The 21,522-nt window shown below is 59.2% G+C and carries 19 protein-coding genes and 1 pseudogene; 13 read left to right on the top strand and 7 right to left on the bottom strand.

Going from position 1 to position 21,522, the window contains the following annotated elements; all coding sequences use genetic code 11:
- Positions 1-9 precede the first annotated feature (9 nt).
- Genes hslR through MKS11_RS20635 form a run of 3 tightly spaced genes read right to left on the bottom strand, consistent with a single transcriptional unit; the run spans position 10 to position 3,281 of the window.
- Positions 10-411, bottom strand: coding sequence for a ribosome-associated heat shock protein Hsp15 (gene hslR, locus MKS11_RS20645; protein ID WP_017899959.1), 402 nt, complete (start codon positions 409-411; stop codon positions 10-12).
- On the bottom strand, positions 408-1,091 hold the full coding sequence (gene yrfG / locus MKS11_RS20640; protein WP_004202162.1) for a GMP/IMP nucleotidase: 684 nt from the start codon (positions 1,089-1,091) through the stop codon (positions 408-410). The genes hslR and yrfG overlap by 4 nt, the downstream gene beginning before the upstream one ends.
- A 60-nt stretch (positions 1,092-1,151) precedes the next feature.
- Positions 1,152-3,281, bottom strand: a complete 2,130-nt coding sequence (locus MKS11_RS20635; protein ID WP_064183549.1) for an intracellular growth attenuator family protein — start codon at positions 3,279-3,281, stop codon at positions 1,152-1,154.
- A gap of 320 nt (positions 3,282-3,601) precedes the next feature.
- Here MKS11_RS20635 and nudE point away from each other — a divergent pair, with 320 nt between their 5' ends.
- Positions 3,602-4,162: an ADP compounds hydrolase NudE gene (nudE, locus tag MKS11_RS20630; RefSeq protein ID WP_004202164.1), complete on the top strand. Its 561-nt coding sequence runs from the start codon at positions 3,602-3,604 to the stop codon at positions 4,160-4,162.
- 53 nt (positions 4,163-4,215) lie between these two features.
- On the opposite strand, the gene mrcA is transcribed toward nudE, so the two are convergent.
- Positions 4,216-6,774 (bottom strand): peptidoglycan glycosyltransferase/peptidoglycan DD-transpeptidase MrcA, encoded by a 2,559-nt coding sequence (gene mrcA, locus MKS11_RS20625; RefSeq protein WP_023319249.1) that lies wholly within the window; start codon positions 6,772-6,774, stop codon positions 4,216-4,218.
- A gap of 118 nt (positions 6,775-6,892) precedes the next feature.
- Here mrcA and MKS11_RS20620 point away from each other — a divergent pair.
- The 12 genes and pseudogenes from MKS11_RS20620 to trpS all read left to right on the top strand — a co-directional run bounded on the left by MKS11_RS20620 (position 6,893) and on the right by trpS (position 16,847).
- A pseudogene (locus MKS11_RS20620) lies at positions 6,893-7,694 on the top strand (pilus assembly protein).
- A complete protein-coding gene (locus MKS11_RS20615) occupies positions 7,678-8,211 on the top strand; it encodes a PilN domain-containing protein (RefSeq protein ID WP_032456683.1) in 534 nt (177 codons plus the stop codon). Before MKS11_RS20620 ends, MKS11_RS20615 begins: the two are co-directional and overlap by 17 nt.
- Positions 8,201-8,629 carry a pilus assembly protein PilO gene (locus tag MKS11_RS20610; RefSeq protein WP_087771811.1) on the top strand — a complete coding sequence of 143 codons (429 nt, stop codon included), beginning with the start codon at positions 8,201-8,203 and terminating at the stop codon, positions 8,627-8,629. Before MKS11_RS20615 ends, MKS11_RS20610 begins: the two co-directional genes overlap by 11 nt.
- Complete coding sequence (locus MKS11_RS20605) at positions 8,619-8,996, top strand: HofP DNA utilization family protein (RefSeq protein ID WP_087771812.1); 378 nt, start codon at positions 8,619-8,621, stop codon at positions 8,994-8,996. The genes MKS11_RS20610 and MKS11_RS20605 overlap by 11 nt, the downstream gene beginning before the upstream one ends.
- Positions 8,935-10,173 carry a DNA uptake porin HofQ gene (gene hofQ / locus MKS11_RS20600; RefSeq protein ID WP_048295660.1) on the top strand — a complete coding sequence of 413 codons (1,239 nt, stop codon included), beginning with the start codon at positions 8,935-8,937 and terminating at the stop codon, positions 10,171-10,173. The genes MKS11_RS20605 and hofQ overlap by 62 nt, the downstream gene beginning before the upstream one ends.
- Positions 10,174-10,443: 270 nt before the next feature.
- The gene (gene aroK / locus MKS11_RS20595) at positions 10,444-10,965 is read left to right on the top strand and encodes a shikimate kinase AroK (protein WP_002920267.1); all 522 of its coding nucleotides are present in this window, start codon (positions 10,444-10,446) and stop codon (positions 10,963-10,965) included.
- Between the two features lie 55 nt (positions 10,966-11,020).
- Positions 11,021-12,115, top strand: coding sequence for a 3-dehydroquinate synthase (gene aroB / locus MKS11_RS20590; RefSeq protein ID WP_259596592.1), 1,095 nt, complete (start codon positions 11,021-11,023; stop codon positions 12,113-12,115).
- 84 nt (positions 12,116-12,199) lie between these two features.
- Positions 12,200-13,495 carry a cell division protein DamX gene (gene damX / locus MKS11_RS20585; protein WP_060656631.1) on the top strand — a complete coding sequence of 432 codons (1,296 nt, stop codon included), beginning with the start codon at positions 12,200-12,202 and terminating at the stop codon, positions 13,493-13,495.
- 78 nt (positions 13,496-13,573) lie between these two features.
- On the top strand, positions 13,574-14,401 hold the full coding sequence (gene dam / locus MKS11_RS20580) for an adenine-specific DNA-methyltransferase (RefSeq protein WP_004202178.1): 828 nt from the start codon (positions 13,574-13,576) through the stop codon (positions 14,399-14,401).
- Positions 14,402-14,418: 17 nt separating this feature from the next.
- Positions 14,419-15,096, top strand: coding sequence for a ribulose-phosphate 3-epimerase (rpe, locus tag MKS11_RS20575; RefSeq protein ID WP_004202179.1), 678 nt, complete (start codon positions 14,419-14,421; stop codon positions 15,094-15,096).
- Entirely contained in the window at positions 15,089-15,850 is a 762-nt protein-coding gene (gene gph / locus MKS11_RS20570; protein ID WP_087771814.1) for a phosphoglycolate phosphatase, read from the top strand. The genes rpe and gph overlap by 8 nt, the downstream gene beginning before the upstream one ends.
- Positions 15,843-16,847, top strand: coding sequence for a tryptophan--tRNA ligase (trpS, locus tag MKS11_RS20565; RefSeq protein WP_002920253.1), 1,005 nt, complete (start codon positions 15,843-15,845; stop codon positions 16,845-16,847). The genes gph and trpS overlap by 8 nt, the downstream gene beginning before the upstream one ends.
- 74 nt (positions 16,848-16,921) lie before the next feature.
- On the opposite strand, the gene cysG is transcribed toward trpS, so the two are convergent.
- The 3 genes from cysG to nirB form a co-directional block, all read right to left on the bottom strand.
- Complete coding sequence (gene cysG / locus MKS11_RS20560) at positions 16,922-18,295, bottom strand: siroheme synthase CysG (RefSeq protein ID WP_284109678.1); 1,374 nt, start codon at positions 18,293-18,295, stop codon at positions 16,922-16,924.
- Between the two features lie 153 nt (positions 18,296-18,448).
- On the bottom strand, positions 18,449-18,775 hold the full coding sequence (nirD, locus tag MKS11_RS20555) for a nitrite reductase small subunit NirD (protein WP_004202186.1): 327 nt from the start codon (positions 18,773-18,775) through the stop codon (positions 18,449-18,451).
- Positions 18,772-21,315 (bottom strand): nitrite reductase large subunit NirB, encoded by a 2,544-nt coding sequence (gene nirB, locus MKS11_RS20550; protein WP_017899950.1) that lies wholly within the window; start codon positions 21,313-21,315, stop codon positions 18,772-18,774. The genes nirD and nirB overlap by 4 nt, the downstream gene beginning before the upstream one ends.
- Positions 21,316-21,522: the final 207 nt, after the last annotated feature.

The raw sequence follows: 21,522 nt of genomic DNA, 5'->3' as shown, positions 1-21,522 counted from the left end.
TGGCGCGAGTTACTCACTCTCGCCGTGTTTAAATCTCATCAAGTCGCGGCGCTCTTTCTTGTCCGGACGTCTGTCAGGGTGCGGCATGGTCAGGGCGTTCATTTTGCGCGCCAGGGCCATTTTTTCACGCTTCTCGATACTCTCAGCCGTCTCTTCATACAGGGTGACGGCTTCGCTTGCCGGGCGGCGCTGTTCGGTGATACCGACGATGCGCACCGTCCGCTCGTCGTTGCCCTGACGCAGCGTTAGCATGGCGTCCAGTTCGACGATTTTCCCGGGCTTGCTGCGTTGTCCGTTGTAATGCACCTTGCCGCCTTCAATCATCTCTCGCGCCAGCGCGCGGGTCTTGTAAAAGCGGGCGGCCCAAAGCCATTTGTCCAGTCTGACGGTTTCGGTAGGCTTCTCTTTCATCGCCTCTCCTTCGGGGTAAGCGAAGGGATCAGTCGTCGGTAATCATTCAGCCCCGGATGGCGCAGATACTGCTTTTCCGCCAGCCCGGAGTCGGGATTGGTAATGCCCAGGCAGTAACGAATGCCAAACTCCCTCGCGGCATCCAGAATTGCCTCGCTGTCGTCGACAAACAGCGTTTTATGCGCCTCAAGGCCGGTTTCCTCCGCCACGGCGCGCCACAGACGCTGATCCTCTTTCGGATAACCAAATGTGTGGGTGGAAAGTAATAAATCAAGGTGCGCATCCAGGCCGGTGTGTTTGAGTTTCACCGCCAGATTGTGGGGATGGGCATTGGTCAACAGAATACGTCGCTTACCGCTGGCCTTGAGCGCATCAAGGAACGGCACGGTATCCTCACGCAGCGTGGCGCGCGGACCCTGTTCGCTGGTCATCGCACAAATATCCAAACCCAGGCGCTCGCTCCAGTAATCCAGACAGTACCAGTTTAGCGTATGCTGCACGGCGTGATACTCCTGGTGCATGGCCTCTTTCGCCTGTTGCAGATTGAGGCCGCGGGCGGCCCCCCAGGTTTCCGGCACCAGCGTTTGCCAGAAATAGTTGTCGAAAGCCAGATCCAGGAGCGTGCCGTCCATATCCAGCAGAACGGTATCGACCTCCTGCCAGGCGATATCAAAATGCATGATGACTCTCCAGCGAGCGGGAAATGGGCGACAGGGTATCACACCCTGTCGCCGGGAAAATTAATCTTGCGGGTCAGACGAGGGGAGCAGCACCGGGTTCAGGCAGCTTTCGTAATATTTCTGAATCTCTTCCATACGCTGGCGATGGCGTTGATAACGACGCAGCGCCTGCACCCCGTGGTAAGCCATGCATCCCACCATCGACAGCAGCAGCAGGGTGATGCCCAGATAGCGCCACAGGCCGCTGCGGTCAGGAATGCGGTGCAGGTTGATATGCTGAGTGCCGTTGGCGTCAGTAAACAGATTGGTGACTATCCCTTCGGCATGGAAGGGGGTATGCATCAGCATACCGGCCAGCCGCCGCAGTTCCCCCCACTGCTCATGCGCCGGGTAATCATACAGGCTCACCGCCGGCCACGGCTGATTGACCAGCACGCTACCCTCGTCGCTGGCGATGACGAAGCCGCCCGGGGCCGGGCTGTTGAGCGCCTGCGCCGCCCGCGAGGTTTCACGCATGACAAAGGGGGCGGTTGAGGTGGTCACCAGATTCTCCAGCGACTCGGCGCTGACTGGCCGCAGCAGCACGTTCACGCCATCCAGTTTCCCGGCGGACGCACGCTTAGTTAACGTCTCCCAGTTACGGGTATTGCCGAGATTAACCAGCGCATTCTTCAGCCGCAGGCAATCATCGGCAGCGGAACAGAGATCGTTGGTTTTCTGAACGATATCGCCGAAATCATCCAGTAGCACCATGCCAGATTTCTGAATGGCGGAGCGCAGCGCCGGGCTGACGCGGGAGTCGTCGTCGGTTTCCGGGTGCAGCTGACGCTGGACGGACTGCATCAGAGCGGTCGCTTTGCTGACAATGTCAGACTCCGGCAGCGGCAGAGGAGGGGCATCGTTCCACACAATCTGCGAACAATCGAAAGGCAGGAACGGCGAATCCTCTTTGGCCGTCCAGCTGCCCGGCGTGCGGATGTTGCACATCCCGGTGCCGGTCAGGCGCAACGTATCGCCAATGCGCACATGGGCCTTTTCCAGCTGGCTGACGGTCGTGGCTTCAATGGTCTGCGCCCCCTTCAGCCACGACAGGGTGAACTTAAACGGCATATTCAGCGGTACGCTGGCCCATAGCATGATTACCATCACCAGGGCGCCGGCGGCGATAATCGCGCTGCGCAGCCAGTACTGCAGCGGGAAGTTTTTCACTTCATCATGAAGCGACAAGTAGCGTCCCTGACGGGCTACATGGCGGTTGAGATAGATATCAATATCGGTCTGCTGTCCGAGGTCCTGGGCGATCCAGGGCTGCCAGTGGCGCGGATAGATGAGATCGATAATGCCCAGCGAGATATTATTGATATGCTCCTGATCGTTTTCGCCAAACAGCCCCCAGCGCTTAGGGACGCCGCGCAGGCAATGGATTTCGCGCAGCGAGGCGCGGCGCGGCGGGGCATAGATCCCCAATAGGCCGGCGGCGAGCAGCAGCAAACCGGCAGCCACCAGCCATGGGGTAAAGACGGCAGGCCCAATCAGACTGAAATAAAAGAACAGGAAAGAGGCGACGATCAGGATCGCTTCGCGCAGACCATCCGGGCGGTTCAGGGCGTGTTCTTCCGGGCTTTCCCGACGGATCTGCCGCAACTCTACCTGTTCGCTCTCTTCGCCGCGAATTGAGGCCTGGGTGGCCGAGGCGCGTTCCAGCGCGTAGCTTTGCGCTTCCTGACGATAGTCGCTCAGGGTATGGCCGTTAAGGGTGATAACCAGCGGCAGGCTGTCGGTGGGGATCAGCTCGACGCTGTTTTCATCGTTGATATGCTGTTCCCAGAACGGCGGCAGATGTACCTCCACCGAATCGAGAAAATAGCGCCATTTATTCGGCGCGTCGGTAGTGATCCCGTAGCGGGTGATGGCTCGCGTCACCCCATAGACGGTATCGCTCTGTTCGTTTAGCGCCAGAGCGACGGGCGCGCTGGTGGCGCCGGACGCGGGAACCTGCTGGGCGCGGCTCAGTTCGGCAAGATACTTTTCGATGGCCTGGCGCTCATCGGCCGCGATCGGCCGCGTGGTGGCATCGCTAAAGGCGTGCAGTAGAGGGAGCCGGCGGCGTCTGGCGTGCGTGCGATACCACCATCCAATGAGCAATACGCAGATTAGCAGAGCTGTAAGGAATATCAGAAAGGTGCCCATGCCCATCCCATCATAGTTATATTTTTCTTACGAAATCGTCGGTGAACGTGAAGACTAACGTCAAGCTGCAGTGTTAGCGGCGCACCTGCTTGCAGGGTAGTAAATATGTCATGCAGCAGCGTATTAGCTTACCAAAAACGTTAAAGGCCAGAAATCGGTAAATTCTCAAAGAGAATTCAAGCTATTGACTTTTTTATCTTTATTACTTTTCCCTTTGCAGGGAAAAGGTTACAACTCTGTAAATAAGTAGCGATTTGGATTGCCGAAAGCGTGTTGCGTATCGCACAATGACTGCTTAATCACAGCATAGACCGATGACAATGAGCAAATCATTACAAAAACCCACCATTCTCAATGTTGAAACTGTCGCCCGTTCGCGCCTCTTTAATGTCGAAAGCGTCGATCTGGAATTCAGCAACGGTGTGCGTCGCGTTTATGAACGTATGCGGCCTTCCACCCGCGAAGCGGTGATGATTGTGCCGATTGTTGATGATCATATTATTTTGATTCGCGAGTATGCCGTCGGGACGGAGTCCTACGAGCTGGGCTTCTCCAAAGGGCTGATTGATCCGGGTGAAACCGTGGATGAAGCGGCCAATCGCGAGCTGAAAGAAGAGGTTGGCTTCGGCGCCAATAAGCTGACGTTTCTGAAGAAGCTCAGTATGGCTCCCTCTTACTTCTCCAGCAAAATGAACATCCTGGTGGCGGAAGATCTCTATCCGGAGTCGCTGCCGGGCGATGAGCCCGAGCCGCTGCCGCAGGTGCGCTGGCCGCTGGCGCAGTTGATGTCGCTGCTGGATGAAGAAGATTTTAACGAGGCCCGCAACGTTAGTGCGCTGTTTTTAGTGCGGGAATGGTTGCAGGCCCAGGGCCGACTCTGAACGAGCGTTTACGCTAAGCAGCAATAAAAAAGCGCCCGCAGGCGCTTTTTTTGTCAGAACAGCTCGTGGGTTTCACCGCCGCCGTCAGTCAGGGTGGTGCCCACCTCATGGACCGCCTGCTGCGTGGGCTGGGTACCCTCAATAAAGTATTCCGCCCGGCTGTTGCCACCGTTCGCCAGCTGACCGGTGCTGCGATCGATATTCACCGTGACGATTCCCGGCGGCGGCGTTAATGGCTCTTCCGGAACGCCTTCCAGCACGCTCTTCATAAAGCTGTCCCAGGCCGGCTGGGCGCTTTTGGCGCCGCCTTCGTAGCCGGAGATCTGATCTTTAATCGCCCCCGATGCGGTGGTCCGGCCAAGATCGCGACGATGATCGTCAAAGCCGATCCAAACCGAGGTCACCACGCCCGGTCCGTAGCCTGAGAACCAGGCGTCCTTCGAGCTGTTGGTGGTCCCGGTTTTGCCGCCGATGTCATGCCGCTGCAGGTCACGTCCGGCGCGCCAGCCGGTTCCCATCCAGCCCGGTTCGCCAAAGATGTTGCTGTTCAGCGCGCTCTTGATCAGGAAGGCCAGCGGGGTGTTGATCACATGCGGCGCGTATTCCTGGGCGCCGCTCTGCGCCACCAGTGACTGATTGGCCTGCTCCAGCTGCGGCTGCGGCGGCACGGTGCCATTCTGCGGTTCCGTCGAGGTGGCGACATCTTCCACATCTTTGTTTTCCAGCACGTTGGATTTTGGCGTATCGCCGTAAATCACCGGTAAATCACACTGCGGGCAGGCGATTTTCGGACGCTCTTCGAAGAGGACCCCGCCCTGATCGTTCTCAATCTTACTGATAAAGAACGGGTTCACCAGGAAGCCGCCGTTGGCCATCACCGAATAACCGCGGGCGACCTGCAGAGGCGTAAAGGAGGCGGAGCCCAGCGCCAGTGATTCGGTGTGGACAATGTTTTGCGCCGGGAAGCCAAAGCGCTGCAAATACTCGGCGGCATAGTCAACGCCCATGGCGCGCATGGCGCGCACCATGACCACGTTTTTCGACTGCCCCAGGCCCTGGCGTAAACGAATCGGACCGGCATACTGCGGCGGCGAGTTTTTCGGCCGCCAGTCGGAACCGGCTCCGGCGTCCCAGCGCGAGATTGGCACATCGTTGAGCATGCTTGCCAGAGTTAAGCCTTTATCCATCGCAGCCGTGTAGAGGAATGGCTTGATGTTGGAGCCGACCTGGCGCAGCGCCTGAGTGGCGCGGTTGAACTTGCTCTGGTTAAAGTCAAACCCACCGACAAGGGCGATAATCGCGCCGTTTTGCGGGTTAATGGAGACCAATGCCGAGTTGACGTCCGGGACCTGCGACAGCCACCAGCTGTCTCCCACTTTGCGAACCCAGATCTGCTGCCCGGCCTGCACGACGTCGTTGACTTTACGCGGGGTCGCCCCCTGCTGCGTATCGGAGATAAAGCGGCGAGCCCAGCGCACGCCGTCCATCGTCAGCGAAACGGAGTCGCCGTTAGCCAACAGCGCGACGGCCTCCTGGGCATTCGCGGAGGTGACCACCGCAGGAGAAAGCGGGCCAAAGCCAGGCTGGCGCTTCAGGGCGTCAACGATCTTTTTCGCCTCCCACGGCGTTTCGCCGACCTTCCACAGCACGCTGGCCGGGCCGCGGTAGCCGTGACGCATATCGTAATCCAGCACGTTATTGCGGACCGCCTGCTGGGCCGCCTGCTGGTTTTTGCGGGTAATCGTGGTGTACACCCGGTAGCCATCTTCGTAGGCCTGCTCGCCGTAGCGATTCACCATCTCCTGGCGCACCATTTCGCTCAGATAGGGCGCGGAGAAGGCGATTTTCGGCGCGTGGTAGCTGGCGTCGATGGGTTCGCTGCGCGCCTCATCGTATTGCGCCTGGGTGATGTACCCCTCGCTCAGCATACGCGACAGCACCACGTTGCGCCGGGCTGTGGCGCGATCCATCGAATAGAGCGGGTTAAAAGTGGACGGGGCTTTCGGCAGACCGGCAATCACCGCCATTTCGCTGAGGGTCAGCTGGTCGATAGGTTTGCCAAAATAGACCTGCGCCGCGGCGCCGACGCCATAGGCGCGGTAGCCGAGGTAAATCTTGTTCAGGTACAGCTCAAGGATTTCATCTTTGTTCAGCAGCTGCTCGATGCGGATAGCCAGAAAGGCCTCTTTAATCTTACGCATCAACGTCTTCTCGGGGCTGAGGAAGAAGTTACGCGCTAACTGCTGGGTGATGGTGCTGGCGCCCTGCGAGGCGTGGCCTGAAAACATCGCCACGCTGGCGGCGCGGAAAATACCCACCGGATCGACGCCGTGATGCTCATAGAAACGACTGTCTTCGGTAGCGATAAACGCTTTCACCAGCTCGGGGGGAATTTGCTGCAACGTGACAGGGATACGGCGCTTTTCGCCGTACTGCGCAATAAGCTCACCGTCGGCGCTATAGACCTGCATCGGGATCTGCAAACGCACATCCTTCAGGGTTGCGACGTCGGGGAGTTGCGGCTCTATGTATTTGTAGAGGCCAAAAATCGAGCCTGCTCCCAGCAGTACGCAACAGACTGCAAGGATCAATAGATACTTTACGAACTTCACCGGTGTTTTCCCATTTAGTTTTATTTGGGCAGTTTATAAACAAACGCGCGGTAGTATAAAGGCAAGCCAGGTGCATTGATATAGCCGGACAGTTTTGCCGGATAAGGAGATCATAAGCATGGCTTTCAGAAACTGGCGGATCGGAATGCATATCCAACAAGATAGCATTGCCATTGTCGCGCTACTGTTTGAGCGCTCACACTGGGCGCTGCGCCGCTGGTGGCGCATTCCGTTGCCGCCAGGCCTGGTGCGGCAGGGGATGGTGGCGGACGTCAGCGCCCTCGGCTCACGGCTGGCCGCCTGGCGGCGGGAGCTACCGGTACAGCATCAGATCAATATCGCCTTCCCCGCAGCTCGCACGCTGCAAAAACGCGTGCCTTATCCCCAGTTCGCCCTGCGAGAGCGGGAACAGGCGACGTGGATAGCCAGCGCCATGACCCAGCAGCTGGCGATGCCCGCCTCCTCTCTCTGTATTGATTATGCGCCCACCTCGCGAAATGACGGCTGGCAGGTTACGGCGGCGCAGCGGCTGGATATCAATGTTCTGCGGGAGCTGGCAGGGCGGCTGCGCCTGCGGGTAACTGCCATCGTACCGGATGCCAGTGCGCTCGGCGCTTTTTTCCCCTGGGTGACGGCAGCAGAGCAAGGCCTGGCGTGGCGGGATGAAAAGCACTGGCTATGGGCGACCCATGAGGCCTGGGGCTGTGACGCCTGCGATGCGATAGGGTCCTTGAGCCAGCTGGCGGGGCAGCTTCAGGTTCCTCTGCGCTTGTGCGCTGACGCGGGCGACGAGGCCAGTCGTTTTGATGTCTGGCAGGTGGTTCACCGCCGGCAGCCTCCGCTGCCAGCCGATGGCGATCGCTACGCCATTGCCCTTGGGCTGGCGCTGGGGGGGCGGGCGCCATGACGCATGTCGTTAATCTTCTCCCCTGGCGTGACCTGCGTCGCCGCCAGCGCCTGCGCTACACCCTGTTGTTAGCCATCGGTATCGTGCTGCTGGCGGGGATGACCCTGCAGGTGGGGCGAACGGCTGGTCTACAGCGCGACGCCCTGGCGAGGCTCCACGCGACGGCCGACGCAGCGCTGCTCGCCTCGCTCAAACAACGTGAACAGGCGATGCGCGAAGCGTGGCAGCAGCATCAACGCCAGCGCGAGCAGCTCCAGCGCAGATCGACGATCGCTGCCTGGCAACCCCGACTAATGGCGCTCGCGGCGGACCTGCCCGCTCAGGCATGGCTGACGCGGCTGGAGTACCAGGGGGCGCGCCTGACGCTGGATGGCCTGGCCCTCAACCTGCAGGCGCTGGCCGGAGTGGAGGCTTCTCTGGCCAGCGTCACGGGATTCGCGCCGGCTAAAGCCGGCGGAACGCAGCGCGACGCCGAGGGGCGCTGGCGGTTCAGTTTCACCCTGTCGGGAGCGCGCGCCGATGAGGATTAATACCCTGCGCACCCGGGCGGGGCTGCTGATCCTGCTCGCGATGGGGCTGACGGGGGGCGGCGTGGCGCTTTGGCGCGATGCCCGGCCGCCGCTGGCGGCGCTGTCCCGCGATGGCGCTCTGCAAACGCAGTGGCGGCGGATCATGGCGCTGCGCATCCCTGACGGTGAAAGATCCGGGGAGCGCATCGACAAGCAGCCGTTCTCGCCCATAGCCATTCCGCTCGCCGGGGCGAAGCTAATCGCCTGGCATCCGCAGGGGAGCGGCGGCGAGATGGAGCTGGCTCTCTCCTGGCCGACGGTACCCGCTCTGTTTTCATGGCTGGCGCGCAGCGGGATGAACCCGCGTTCGTTCTCGCTGGAGCGCGAGGGGCAGGCGCTGCGCATGCAGCTGCAGCTGGAGGCGGAAGATGGTCGGTAAATGCTGGGTTTTGCTGTGGTTGCCGTTGTCGCTGCTGGCGGCCGGGCGCGATCCTTTTCAGCCGGTTGAGGATCCCTGCCGCGCGGCGCAGCTGTCGCAATGGCGTTATGGCGGCGCGGCCGGCGATGGCGCAGGCTGGATGGGTTTTTTGCAGGACGGAAGCGGCACGTGGCGACGGGTGCGCCTGGATGAGCAATTGCCCACGGGCTGGCGGGTGAACCGGCTGACGGACAGTGAACTGGACATCGTCACGCCTCCGGGATGTGAACCGCCAGCGTGGCGCTGGCAACGTAAAGGAAAACAAGATGATGCGATGGATAAGCCTGCTTTTGCTGCTACCGCTGGCGGTGGTCGCCGCGCGAAATGATAAGCCGGTTTCGCTGGTCGTTGACGACGCGCCAGTGGCCCAGGTGCTGCAAGCCCTGGCCGAAATGAACCAGAAGAATCTCGTTGTCGCACCGGACGTCAGCGGCACGCTCTCCCTGCGCCTGCAGAAGGTTCCCTGGACCCAGGCGCTGCGGGCAGTGGCGGATAGCGCAGGCCTCTCTTTGCAACAGCAGGGGACGGTCATCTACGCACATACGCAGGCCTGGCAAAAGGCCAACCTGGCGCAGCGCGAAGCGGAACAGGCGAAACGTCTGCAGAACCTGCCGCTGCGGGCGGAGAGCGTGACCCTGCACTATGCCGATGCCGAGGAGCTGGCTAAAAGCGGCGGTAAGTTGCTTAGCGCCCGGGGAAACCTGATGGCGGACAAGCGGACCAATCGGCTGCTGATCCGCGATGATGCCCGCCATCTGCCGGCGCTGAAGGCCTGGGCGCAGGAGATGGATCTGCCGGTCGGACAGGTGGAGCTGGCCGCCCATATCGTGTCAATGAGCGAAACCAGCCTGCGTGAACTGGGGGTGAAATGGCGGCTGGCGGAGGCTGAAAGCACGCCGGGATCCGGGCACATCACCACCCTAAGCAGCGATCTGTCAGTCAACGACGCCAGCACCCGCGCAGGCTTTAACATCGGCAAAATTAACGGGCGCTTGCTTGAGCTGGAGCTTTCCGCGCTGGAGCGCAAGCAGCAGGTCGAGATTATCGCCAGTCCTCGTTTGCTCGCCTCTCATATGCAGCCCGCCAGCATCAAGCAGGGGAGCGAGATCCCCTATCAGGTCTCCAGCGGTGAAAGCGGCGCCACGTCGGTGGAGTTTAAAGAGGCGGTGCTGGGCATGGAGGTGACGCCGACGGTGCTGCAGCAGGGGAGAGTGCGGTTGAAGCTGCGAATAAGCGAGAACACGCCAGGCCAGGTGCTGAAGCAGGATAACGGCGAGGCGCTGGCCATTGATAAACAGGAGATCGAGACCCTGGTGGAAGTCCGCAGCGGCGAGACCCTGGCGTTGGGCGGCATCTTTTCGCAGAAAAACAAAACCGCCCGCGACAGCGTCCCGCTGCTTGGCGATATCCCGGTGCTGGGGCGTCTGTTTCGCCGCGACGGGAAAGATAATGAACGCCGTGAACTGGTTGTCTTTATTACGCCACGGATTCTGGCAGTACGTTAAGCAGGTTTTTCATGCTAAACACGTTTCAGGTGTTTGACGTGAGGACGGATTTAGCATACAAGGGGTACCGATTTGAGAGTCGGGTACGACATCAATCCTCCCTTTATTGTCCGGCGATTTTATTCAGTTGCCAAACCAGCCGGAGTATTGAGATAATTTTTAGTCTGACTCTCGCTCTATTGCATATGAGGTTTCAGTTCATGCCCTGCGGCGCTGGGTGTCTGCGAAGCGGGTTTATCATTAACGAATAGTCTTAGTAGTACCGAAAAAATGGCAGAGAAACGCAATATCTTTCTGGTTGGGCCTATGGGTGCCGGCAAAAGCACTATTGGGCGCCAGTTAGCCCAACAGCTCAACATGGAATTTTACGATTCCGATCAAGAGATTGAGAAACGCACTGGCGCTGATGTGGGCTGGGTCTTCGATGTTGAAGGCGAAGAAGGCTTCCGCGACCGTGAAGAAAAAATTATCAATGAGTTGACGGAAAAACAGGGAATTGTGCTGGCGACTGGCGGCGGCTCTGTAAAATCCCGTGAAACGCGTAACCGTCTCTCCGCCCGCGGCGTGGTGGTCTACCTGGAAACAACGATCGAGAAGCAGTTGGCCCGTACGCAGCGCGATAAAAAGCGTCCTTTGCTACAAGTCGATGCGCCGCCTCGTGAAGTACTGGAAGCGCTGGCTGACGAGCGTAACCCGCTGTATGAAGAGATCGCCGATGTGACTATCCGCACAGACGATCAGAGTGCGAAAGTCGTCGCGAACCAGATTATTCATATGCTGGAAAGCAACTGATTCTGGCTTAATAAAAGTGCGTCAGAGTAAAAGTCACTGAGGTGGATGTCGCGTTATGGAGAGGCTTACTGTTACCCTCGGGGAACGTAGTTACCCGATTACCATCGCGGCTGGTTTGTTCAACGATCCAGCTTCCTTCCTGCCACTTAAGTCGGGCGACCAGGCTATGCTGGTCACCAACGAAACGCTGGCGCCGCTTTATCTGGATACCGTCCGCTCTGCGCTTGAGCAGGCAGGGGTCAACGTTGACAGCGTAGTCCTGCCCGACGGCGAGCAGTATAAAAGCCTGGCGGTGATGGATACCGTATTTACCGCGCTGTTGCAAAAACCCCATGGCCGCGACACCACGCTGGTGGCGCTCGGCGGCGGTGTTATCGGTGATTTAACCGGTTTCGCCGCGGCAAGCTATCAGCGCGGCGTGCGTTTTATCCAGGCCCCTACCACCCTGCTGTCGCAGGTCGACTCGTCGGTCGGCGGCAAAACCGCAGTGAACCACCCTCTCGGCAAAAACATGATTGGCGCCTTCTGGCAGCCGGTTTCCGTGGTGGTTGATCTTAACTGTCTGAAGACGCTGCCGAAGCGCGAACTCGCTTCCGGACTGGCTGAGGTCATTAAGTATGGGGTGATCCTCGACGGCGCCTTCTTCAGCTGGCTGGAAAACAACATTGATGCCTTGCTGGCGTTGGATGAAAAGGCCATGGCGTACTGCATTCGCCGTTGCTGTGAGCTGAAAGCGGAAGTTGTGGCTGCCGACGAGCGTGAAACCGGGTTACGTGCTTTACTCAATCTTGGACATACCTTCGGCCATGCTATCGAAGCGGAAATGGGCTACGGTAACTGGCTGCACGGCGAAGCGGTGGCGGCAGGTATGGTGATGGCGGCGCATACGTCCGAACGGCTGGGGCAGTTCCGCGCGCAGGATACTCAGCGCCTTATCGATCTGCTCAAGCGTGCAGGCTTACCGGTACGCGGCCCGCAGGAAATGCGTGCGCAGGCGTATTTGCCCCATATGATGCGCGATAAGAAAGTACTGGCTGGCGAAATGCGGCTGGTGCTCCCGCTCGCAATAGGAAGCAGCGAGCTGCGCGGCGGAGTGCCGCACGATGTGGTTCTTGGCGCGATTGCTGACACTCAGCAGGCGCAACAATAAGAAGGTCTGGCCGCGTTCGCGCGGCGTTATCATTTCGGGTGATGTGCAATAATCGTGAGCATAAGCCTTTTAGTGGGGTGTTAAATGGATGATTTCAAACCAGAAGACGATATGAAAGCCGATCGCAACGATCGTCGTGCTGGTCGTTCCCGTCAGTCTTCCGAGCGTGATGCCGATCCGCAGATCAATTTTGACGATGTCGATCTTGATGCCGATGAAGGCCGTCCGACGCGCGCCGGCAAGGCCCGTCGTGAGCGTGAAGAGGAAGAATTCGAAGAAGAACTGGATGCGGAAGATGAGGAGATGCTCGAAGAGCAGCCTGTAGAGCGTCGTCCGCGTAAGCGTAAAAAAGCGCCGGCGAAACCCGCTTCCCGCCAGTACATCATGATGGGCGTGGGCATTCTGGTACTGTTGCTGTTAATCGTGGGTATCGGTTCCGCGCTGAAATCGCCATCTTCTTCCAGCCAGCAGACCGCTTCCGGCGAGAAGAGCATTAATCTGTCTGACGACCAGTCCACCAGCACGCCAGCTGCCGGCCAGGATCAGACTGCCGCCAATACCACCACACAGCAGGACGTCACGGTACCGCCTATTGCCGCGAACCCGACCCAGGGCCAGGCCGCGGCAGAGCCGCAGGGCCAGCAGCGCGTTGAAGTTCAGGGCGATCTGAATAATGCGTTGACCCAGCAGCAGGGCCAGCTGGACGGCGCCGTAGCTAACTCGACGCTGCCAACTGAACCGGCAACCGTCGCGCCGATCCGTAATGGCGCCAGTGGCACCGCGGCGCCGCGCCAGACGACCGAACGTCAGACGGCGGCAACGCCGCGTCCTGCTGAGCGTAAGCACACCGTCATCGAAGCGAAGCCGCAGCCGAAACCACAGGCGGTGGCAAAAGCGCCGGTAGAAACGAAGTCGGTTCAGCCGAAGCATGTTGAAAGCGCGGCGACCACTGCCCCGGCGAAAACGACCGTCGCGGAAAGCAAACCGGTAGCCACCGCGCAGAGTAAACCTGCAGCACCAGCAACCACCACCACTGCTGCGCCAGCCGCAACGGCGGCCGCGGCAGCGCCGGCGGCGAAGAGCGGTAAAACGGCAGGCGACGTCAGCTCGATGAAATCTGCGCCGTCGGGTAACTATACCCTGCAGCTCAGCAGCTCCTCTAACTATGAAAACCTGAACAACTGGGCGAAGAAAGAGAAGCTGGACAGATATGTTGTCTATGAAACATCGCGTAACGGCCAACCGTGGTACGTGCTGGTGAGCGGTATCTATTCATCGAAAGATGAAGCGAAACGCGCGGTCACCTCGCTGCCGCCGGACGTGCAGGCGAAAAATCCATGGGCAAAACCACTGCATCAGGTTCAGGCTGATCTGAAATAATGCCGTGGGGTAGTCTTAAGCGCAGGATGCTGTCGGAGCTTTCTCCACAGCCGGAGAACGTGTAATTAGTTAGGCAGCATGAAAAAGAATCGCGCTTTTCTAAAGTGGGCAGGGGGGAAGTACCCCCTGCTTGACGATATTAAAAAGCATTTGCCGGAAGGTGAGTGCTTAATCGAGCCCTTTGTGGGCGCCGGGTCGGTATTTCTCAATACCGACTTTTCTCGTTATATCCTCGCGGATATCAACAGTGATTTAATCGGCCTGTACAACATCGTCAAATTGCGCACCGACGAGTACGTCGCTGCCGCCCGCGAGATGTTTACCCCGGAAAATAACGTCGCTGAGCGCTACTACCAGTACCGTGATGAGTTCAATCAGAGCCAGGACCCGCTGCGTCGCGCGGTGCTGTTCCTGTATCTGAACCGTCACGGTTACAACGGCCTGTGTCGCTACAATTTGCGCGGCGAGTTCAATGTGCCGTTTGGCCGCTATAAGAAGCCCTATTTCCCCGAGGCTGAGCTCTATCATTTTGCCGACAAGGCGCAAAACGCTGAGTTTTACTGCGAATCTTATGAAGAGTGCATGCAGCGTGCGGATAGCCGCACGGTGGTGTATTGCGATCCGCCCTATGCGCCGTTGACGGCGACGGCGAACTTTACCGCCTACCACACCAACAGCTTCAACCTGGAGCAACAGGTGCTGCTGGCGCAAAAGGCGGAGTCGCTGATGAAGAAACGGATCCCGGTGCTGATTTCCAACCACCGCACGCCGTTGACGCAGGAGTGGTATAAAAACGCGGCAGAAACGCATATTGTGAAGGTTCGGCGCAGCATCAGCAGCAACGGTGGTACGCGTAAAAAGGTGGACGAGCTCTTAGCGCTCTACCGTCCGCCTAAGACCAAATAAATTTCAAGGAGATGCGGATGAAGCAGTATTTGATTGCCCCTTCGATTCTGTCGGCTGATTTTGCCCGTCTGGGTGAGGATACCGCGAAGGCGCTGGCGGCGGGTGCGGATGTCGTGCACTTCGACGTCATGGACAACCACTACGTGCCGAACCTGACGATTGGCCCGATGGTGCTGAAGTCGCTGCGTAACTACGGTATTACCGCGCCGATCGACGTCCACCTGATGGTGAAGCCGGTCGACCGCATCATTCCTGATTTTGCCGAAGCTGGCGCCAGCATCATCACCTTCCACCCGGAAGCCTCCGAACACGTCGACCGCAGCCTGCAGCTTATCAAAGAGCACGGCTGTAAAGCGGGCCTGGTGTTTAACCCCGCGACGCCGCTGAGCTATCTCGATTATGTGATGGATAAACTGGACGTGATCCTGCTGATGTCGGTTAACCCGGGCTTTGGCGGCCAGTCCTTTATTCCCCAGACGCTGGATAAACTACGTGAAGTGCGCCAGCGCATCGATGCGTCCGGCTACGACATCCGTCTGGAAGTGGATGGCGGGGTGAAAGCGAGCAATATCGGCGAAATCGCCGCGGCGGGCGCGGATATGTTCGTTGCCGGTTCGGCGATCTTCGGCCAGCCGGACTACAAGAAAGTGATTGATCAAATGCGTAGTGAATTAGCGAAGGTGAGTCATGGATAAATTACAGGCGATCCGCGGCATCGCGTTTGATCTCGACGGCACGCTAGTGGACAGCGTGCCGGGTCTGACCGCCGCCGTTGATAACGCCCTCTACGCCCTGGAGCTGCCGGTGGCGGGAGAAGAGCGCGTCGTCACCTGGATCGGCAACGGCGCCGATGTCCTGATGGAGCGGGCGCTGAGCTGGGCTCGCCAGGAGCGTGCCACGTTACGTGCGGCGATGGGCAAGCCTTCCGTCGACGATCATGATATTCCGCAAGACGAACAGCTGCGCATTTTGCGTAAACTGTTTGACCGCTATTACGCCGAAGCGGCGGAAGAGGGCAGTTTCCTGTTTCCGGCAGTGGCCGATACGCTCGGCGCGCTGCAGGGCAAAGGCCTGCCACTGGCGCTGGTGACCAATAAGCCGACGCCGTTCGTCGCCCCGCTGCTGGACGCGCTCGATATTGCGAAATATTTTACCGTGGTGATCGGCGGCGATGACGTCCAGAACAAAAAGCCGCATCCGGAACCGCTGCTGCTGGTAGCGCAAAAGCTCGGCCTGACGCCGGAGGCGCTGCTGTTCGTCGGCGATTCACGTAATGATATTCAGGCGGCCAAAGCGGCTGGCTGCTGCTCGGTTGGCCTGACCTACGGTTATAACTATGGCGAACCGCTTGCGCTGAGCGAGCCGGACTATCTCTTCGACCAGTTTAATGAACTCTTACCCGCTCTCGGGTTACCGCACAGTGAAACTCAGGAATTGAAACATGACTAAGCCCATCGTTTTTAGTGGCGCACAGCCCTCAGGTGAACTGACCATTGGCAACTACATGGGTGCGCTGCGTCAGTGGGTAAACATGCAGGACGATTACCACTGCATCTATTGCATCGTGGATCAGCACGCCATCACCGTGCGCCAGGATCCGCAGCAGCTGCGTAAGGCGACGCTGGACACCCTGGCGCTGTATCTGGCCTGCGGCATCGACCCGCAGAAAAGCACTATCTTCGTTCAGTCGCACGTGCCGGAACACGCCCAGTTAGGCTGGGCGTTGAACTGCTACACCTATTTCGGCGAACTGAGCCGCATGACCCAGTTTAAAGACAAGTCCGCGCGCTACGCGGAGAACATCAACGCCGGTCTGTTTGATTATCCGGTACTGATGGCCGCTGACATCCTGCTGTACCAGACCAACCAGGTTCCGGTGGGCGAAGATCAGAAACAGCACCTTGAACTGAGTCGCGATATCGCCCAGCGTTTTAACGCCATCTACGGCGATATTTTTAAAGTGCCTGAGCCGTTTATCCCTAAATCCGGCGCGCGCGTGATGTCGCTGCTGGAGCCGACGAAAAAGATGTCCAAGTCCGACGACAACCGCAACAACGTCATCGGCCTGCTGGAAGACCCGAAATCGGTGGTCAAGAAGATCAAACGTGCGGTCACCGATTCCGACGAGCCGCCGGTGGTGCGCTACGACCTGAAAGAGAAAGCGGGCGTCTCCAACCTGCTGGATATCCTCTCCGCGGTCACCGGGAAAACCATTCCTGAGCTGGAGCAGCACTTCGAAGGCAAAATGTATGGCCACCTGAAAGGCGAAGTCGCCGAAGCGGTATCGGGCATGCTGATTGACCTGCAGGAGCGCTATCACCGTTTCCGTAACGACGAAGCGTTTCTCAATCAGGTGATGAAAGACGGCGCAGAAAAGGCCAGCGCGCGGGCTTCTCAAACCCTGAAAGCGGTATACGAAGCGATTGGCTTTGTCGCCAAGCCGTAAGCGACGCAACAGCTAAACAGGGCGGGATTATCCCGCCCTTTTTTATGCCTGTCGTTCACGCCGCGAGGCGAAGGTTAGTGGTTCGAGAACCAGTTCAGTTTATCCCGCAGGCCGACCACGCGGCCGACAATGATCAGCGCCGGGCTGGCCATCTGCTGCGCCAGAATATCCAGCTGTCCTAAGGTGCCGCTGACCACTTTTTGCGTCACGGCGGTGCCGTTCTCGACGATGGCGGCAGGCATATCTTCCGCCATGCCGTGGGCGATAAGCTTCTCGCGGATCGCCGGCGCCTGGTTCAGACCCATGTAGAACACCAGAGTCTGCTTCTCCACCGCCAGGTTCGCCCAGTCCAGCTCGCCGCCGGTTTTCAGATGGCCGGTGACCAGGCGCACGCCCTGGGCGAAATCGCGATGGGTCAACGGGATCCCCGAGTAGGCGGAGCAGCCGGAGGCGGCGGTGATGCCTGGCACAACCGAGAAGGGGATGCCCGCCTCGCAGAGGGTCTCCAGCTCCTCTCCGCCGCGGCCAAAGATAAAGGGATCGCCGCCTTTCAGCCGGACCACGCGTCTTCCTTTTTGCGCTTCGCGCAGCAGGATCTGGTTGATCTCCTCCTGAGGCACGCAGTGGTAGCCTGAGCGCTTGCCAACGAACACCCGGTCGGCATCGCGGCGCACCAGATTCATGATGTCGTCGGAGACCAGTCGGTCATAGACCACCACGTCGGCCTGCTGGATCTGCTGCAGGCCTTTGAGCGTGAGCAGCCCGGCGTCACCGGGGCCGGCGCCAACCAGGACGACCTCGCCGCGATGCTCTAACGGCTCGGTCAGCAGTTGCTCGGTGGTATCCGCCACTGCCTGCCGATCATCATTGGCCAGCGACTGCGCCAGGCGGTCGTTAACGAACAGCTTCTCCCAGAAGCGTCGGCGTTCGTCTACGGTGGCAAACTGCTGCTTGACGCGAGCGCGCAGATGGCCGGCGTAGCGGGCCAGCTGACCAAGATGCAGGGGTAAGATTGACTCCAGCTTCTCGCGCAGCAGGCGCGCCAGCACCGGTGATGTCCCGCCCGAGGAGACGGCGACCATCAGCGGCGAGCGGTCGATGATCGACGGCATGATAAAGCTGGCCTGGCGCGGGGCATCCACCACGTTACAGAAAATACGCCGCGCTTCGGCCGCGTCGCTGACCTGCTGGTTCACCGTTTCATTATCGGTAGCGGCGATGGCCAGCCAGCAGTTGTCCAGCAGCGAGGGGATAAACTCCCCCTGCACCAGGGTCAGCATCTGTGAATCGGCCCACACCTGAAACTGAGGGGTAAAGTCGAGCGCATTGACCGTGACGTTTGCGCCAGCATCCAACAGCAGACGGGCCTTGCGTTCGGCGACATCCCCGCCGCCAACCAGTAAACAATCCCGCTGGCGTAACTGGCAGAATATGGGTAAGTGATCCACAGAATAACCTCATAAAAATAATGGGTAGAAAGTGAGTGGTCGTAGAATAGCAGCAAAGGTAATACAAAACATGCGACATATCCCGCACTCATGCGCTGTCGGTCAGAAGTGTTACTTATATCTCCCCCCGTGACCGGGGGGAGGAAGCGGGACTCACGCTTTAAGCTGAACGTGGCCGTCTTTTACCCGGGCGTCGAAACGGGCGATAGAGTGGCTGGCATCTTCCATACACAGGCCATCGCTCAGGCGAAAGCGCTGCTTTTTCAGCGGGCTGGCAACCCACAGGGCGCCGTCATGCTCGGCGATAATTCCGCGAGACAGTACGCTGGCGTTAAAGAACGGATCAATGTTGCTGATGGCGAACACCCTGTCGTCATGATAGGGACGGAAGATCGCCACCTGCTGCTGACCGAGCAGGGCGCAGACGCCGGTGGCGGGCAGGATGTCGTCAATTTTGCAGATGTTTACCCACTGGCTCATGCTTTTTCCTCCACCAGAGTAACCGGGATACGCTCATACGGCGTGGCCGGGCGATGCTGGTCACGTTCCGGCACCACCTGAACGTTCGGGTCGCGCTGGTCGCTGTTGATAAAGTGTTTGAAGCGAGTCTGCGCCGCCGGGTTATTGACGGTCTCGGTCCACTCGCAGGCGAAGGCGGCGCGCAGGCGAGCCAGCTCCTCTTCCAGATGGTCGTTCAGACCGAGCTTGTCATCGATGATCACGCTGCGCAGATAGTCGATCCCGCCTTCCATGTTGTCCAGCCACGGCGCGGTGCGGGTCAGCTTATCGGCGGTGCGGATGTAGAACATCATAAAGCGGTCGAGATACGTAATCAGCGTCTCGCGATCGAGGTCCGCGGCCAGCAGATCGGCGTGGCGCGGCTTCATCCCCCCGTTACCGCATACGTACAGGTTCCAGCCTTTCTCGGTGGCGATGATCCCGACGTCTTTGCCCTGGGCTTCCGCGCATTCGCGGGTACAGCCGGAGACGCCGAACTTCATTTTGTGCGGGGTGCGGATGCCTTTGTAGCGGTTTTCCAGTTCGACGCCGAAGCCGACGCTGTCGCCGACCCCGTAGCGGCACCAGGTGCTGCCGACGCAGGTTTTCGCCATCCGCAGCGCTTTAGCGTAGGCGTGGCCGGTTTCGAAGCCCGCTTCAATCAGCTGCCGCCAGATTTCCGGCAGGTCGTCTTTCTGCGCGCCAAACAGGCCGATGCGCTGGGAGCCGGTGATTTTGGTGTACAGATTGAATTCACGAGCGATACGGCCCACGGCGACCAGCCCTTCCGGGGTGATTTCGCCGCCCGCGGAGCGCGGAATGACCGAGTAGGTGCCATCTTTCTGGATGTTGGCGAGGAAGTTGTCGTTGGTGTCCTGCAGCGGCGTGTGCTGAGGCTTGAGGATGTACTCATTCCAGCAGGAAGCCAGCAGGGAGCCGACGGTCGGTTTACAAACTTCACAGCCGTAGCCCTGGCCGTGTTTGGCCAGCAGTTCGTCGAAGGTTTTGATGCCTTCCACGCGGATCAGGTGGAACAGCTCCTGGCGGGAGTAAGCGAAGTGCTCGCACAGGTTGTTGTTGACCTCGATGCCCTGTTTCGCCAGCTCGGCGTTGAGCACCTGGGTGACCAGCGGGATACAGCCGCCGCAGCCGGTACCGGCCTTGGTTTCCGCTTTCAGCGCCGCGACGGTATGGCAGCCTTTGTTAATGGCGGCGATCAGGTCGCCTTTGCTGACGTCAAAGCAGGAGCAGATTTGCGCGCTGTCCGGCAGTTTATCGACGCCGATCGACGGTTTGCCGCTGCCGGCGTGGGCCGGGAGGATCAGCGAATCCGGATTCTCCGGCAGCTCAATGGCGTTGAGCACCAGCTGCAGCAGGTTACCGTAGTCGCTGGTGTCGCCGACCAGCACCGCGCCGAGCAGGGTTTTGTTGTCGGCGCTGACGATCAGACGCTTATAGACTTCTTTGCTTTCGTCAAGATAGACGTAGCTGCGGGCGCCCGGCGTGCGGCCGTGGGCATCGCCGATGCCGCCCACGTCCACGCCCAGCAGCTTCAGCTTGGCGCTGAGGTCGGCGCCGGTGAAGCTGTTTTCACTGCCGAGGAGGTGATCGACGGCCACCTGGGCCATTTTATAACCCGGCGCGACGAGGCCATACACGCGGTTGTTCCAGCTGGCGCATTCGCCGATGGCATAGATATCCGGGTCGGAGGTCTGGCAGCTATCGTTGACCATGATGCCGCCGCGCTGGGCAACCGCCAGCCCGCACTGGGTGGCCAGTTTATCGCGCGGGCGGATCCCGGTAGAGAAGACGATGAAATCGACCTGCAGCTCGCTACCGTCGGCGAAGCGCATGGTTTTGCGCGCCTCGATGCCCTGCTGAACGATCTCTTTGGTGTTTTTACTGGTGTGAACTTTCACGCCCATGCTTTCAATTTTGCGCCGCAGCTGCTCGCCGCCCATCTGGTCGAGCTGCTCGGCCATCAGCATCGGCGCGAACTCGATAACATGGGTTTCCACGCCGAGGTTTTTCAGCGCGCCTGCGGCTTCGAGGCCGAGCAGACCGCCGCCGACCACCGCGCCGCGTTTACTGCGACGGGCGCAGGATTCAATGGCGTTGAGATCTTCAATGGTGCGATAGACGAAGCAATCCTGGGTTTCCGCGCCTTTAATCGGCGGGATCCAGGGGTATGAGCCGGTCGCCATGATCAGCTTGTCGTAGAACACCGTGCGCCCGGCGCTGGAGTGGATCACCTTCTCCTGGCGGTTGATGGTGATGGCCCTTTCGCCGACCAGCACCTTGACGCCGTGTTTCTCATAGAAACCTTCGCGGACCAGCGACAGCTCTTCTGCGGTATGGTGGGAGAAATAAGACGACAGGTGGACACGGTCGTAGGCGATACGCGGCTCTTCACAGAACACGGTAATGTCGAATTGTCCGGCAGGCGCCTTATCAAGAAGCTCTTCGATAAAGCGATGGCCAACCATGCCGTTACCGATAATAGCGATTCTGACTTTGCTCATTTTTGCCTCGATTTCTTTTCTATTACCGCCTACCTTAACGATTCAGCCATCAGGCTTATTGATGCAAATCAATGACAACTTCACCTACCACTTAATGGGTATACAATTGATTTGTCTGTATTTTTCTAAGTTGTGGAAAACGCTGGCTTTTCCTTTTTGCTGATTTTGTGTACAAGAATTGGGTGGGTCGCGATTGGGGTTGAGTAG

The organism is Klebsiella sp. K5-45, assembly GCF_030128605.1.
Classification (GTDB): Bacteria; Pseudomonadota; Gammaproteobacteria; order Enterobacterales; family Enterobacteriaceae; genus Klebsiella; species Klebsiella quasipneumoniae.
Note: the sequence above shows the minus strand (reverse complement) of the source record. Positions and strands in the feature narration are given on the sequence as shown.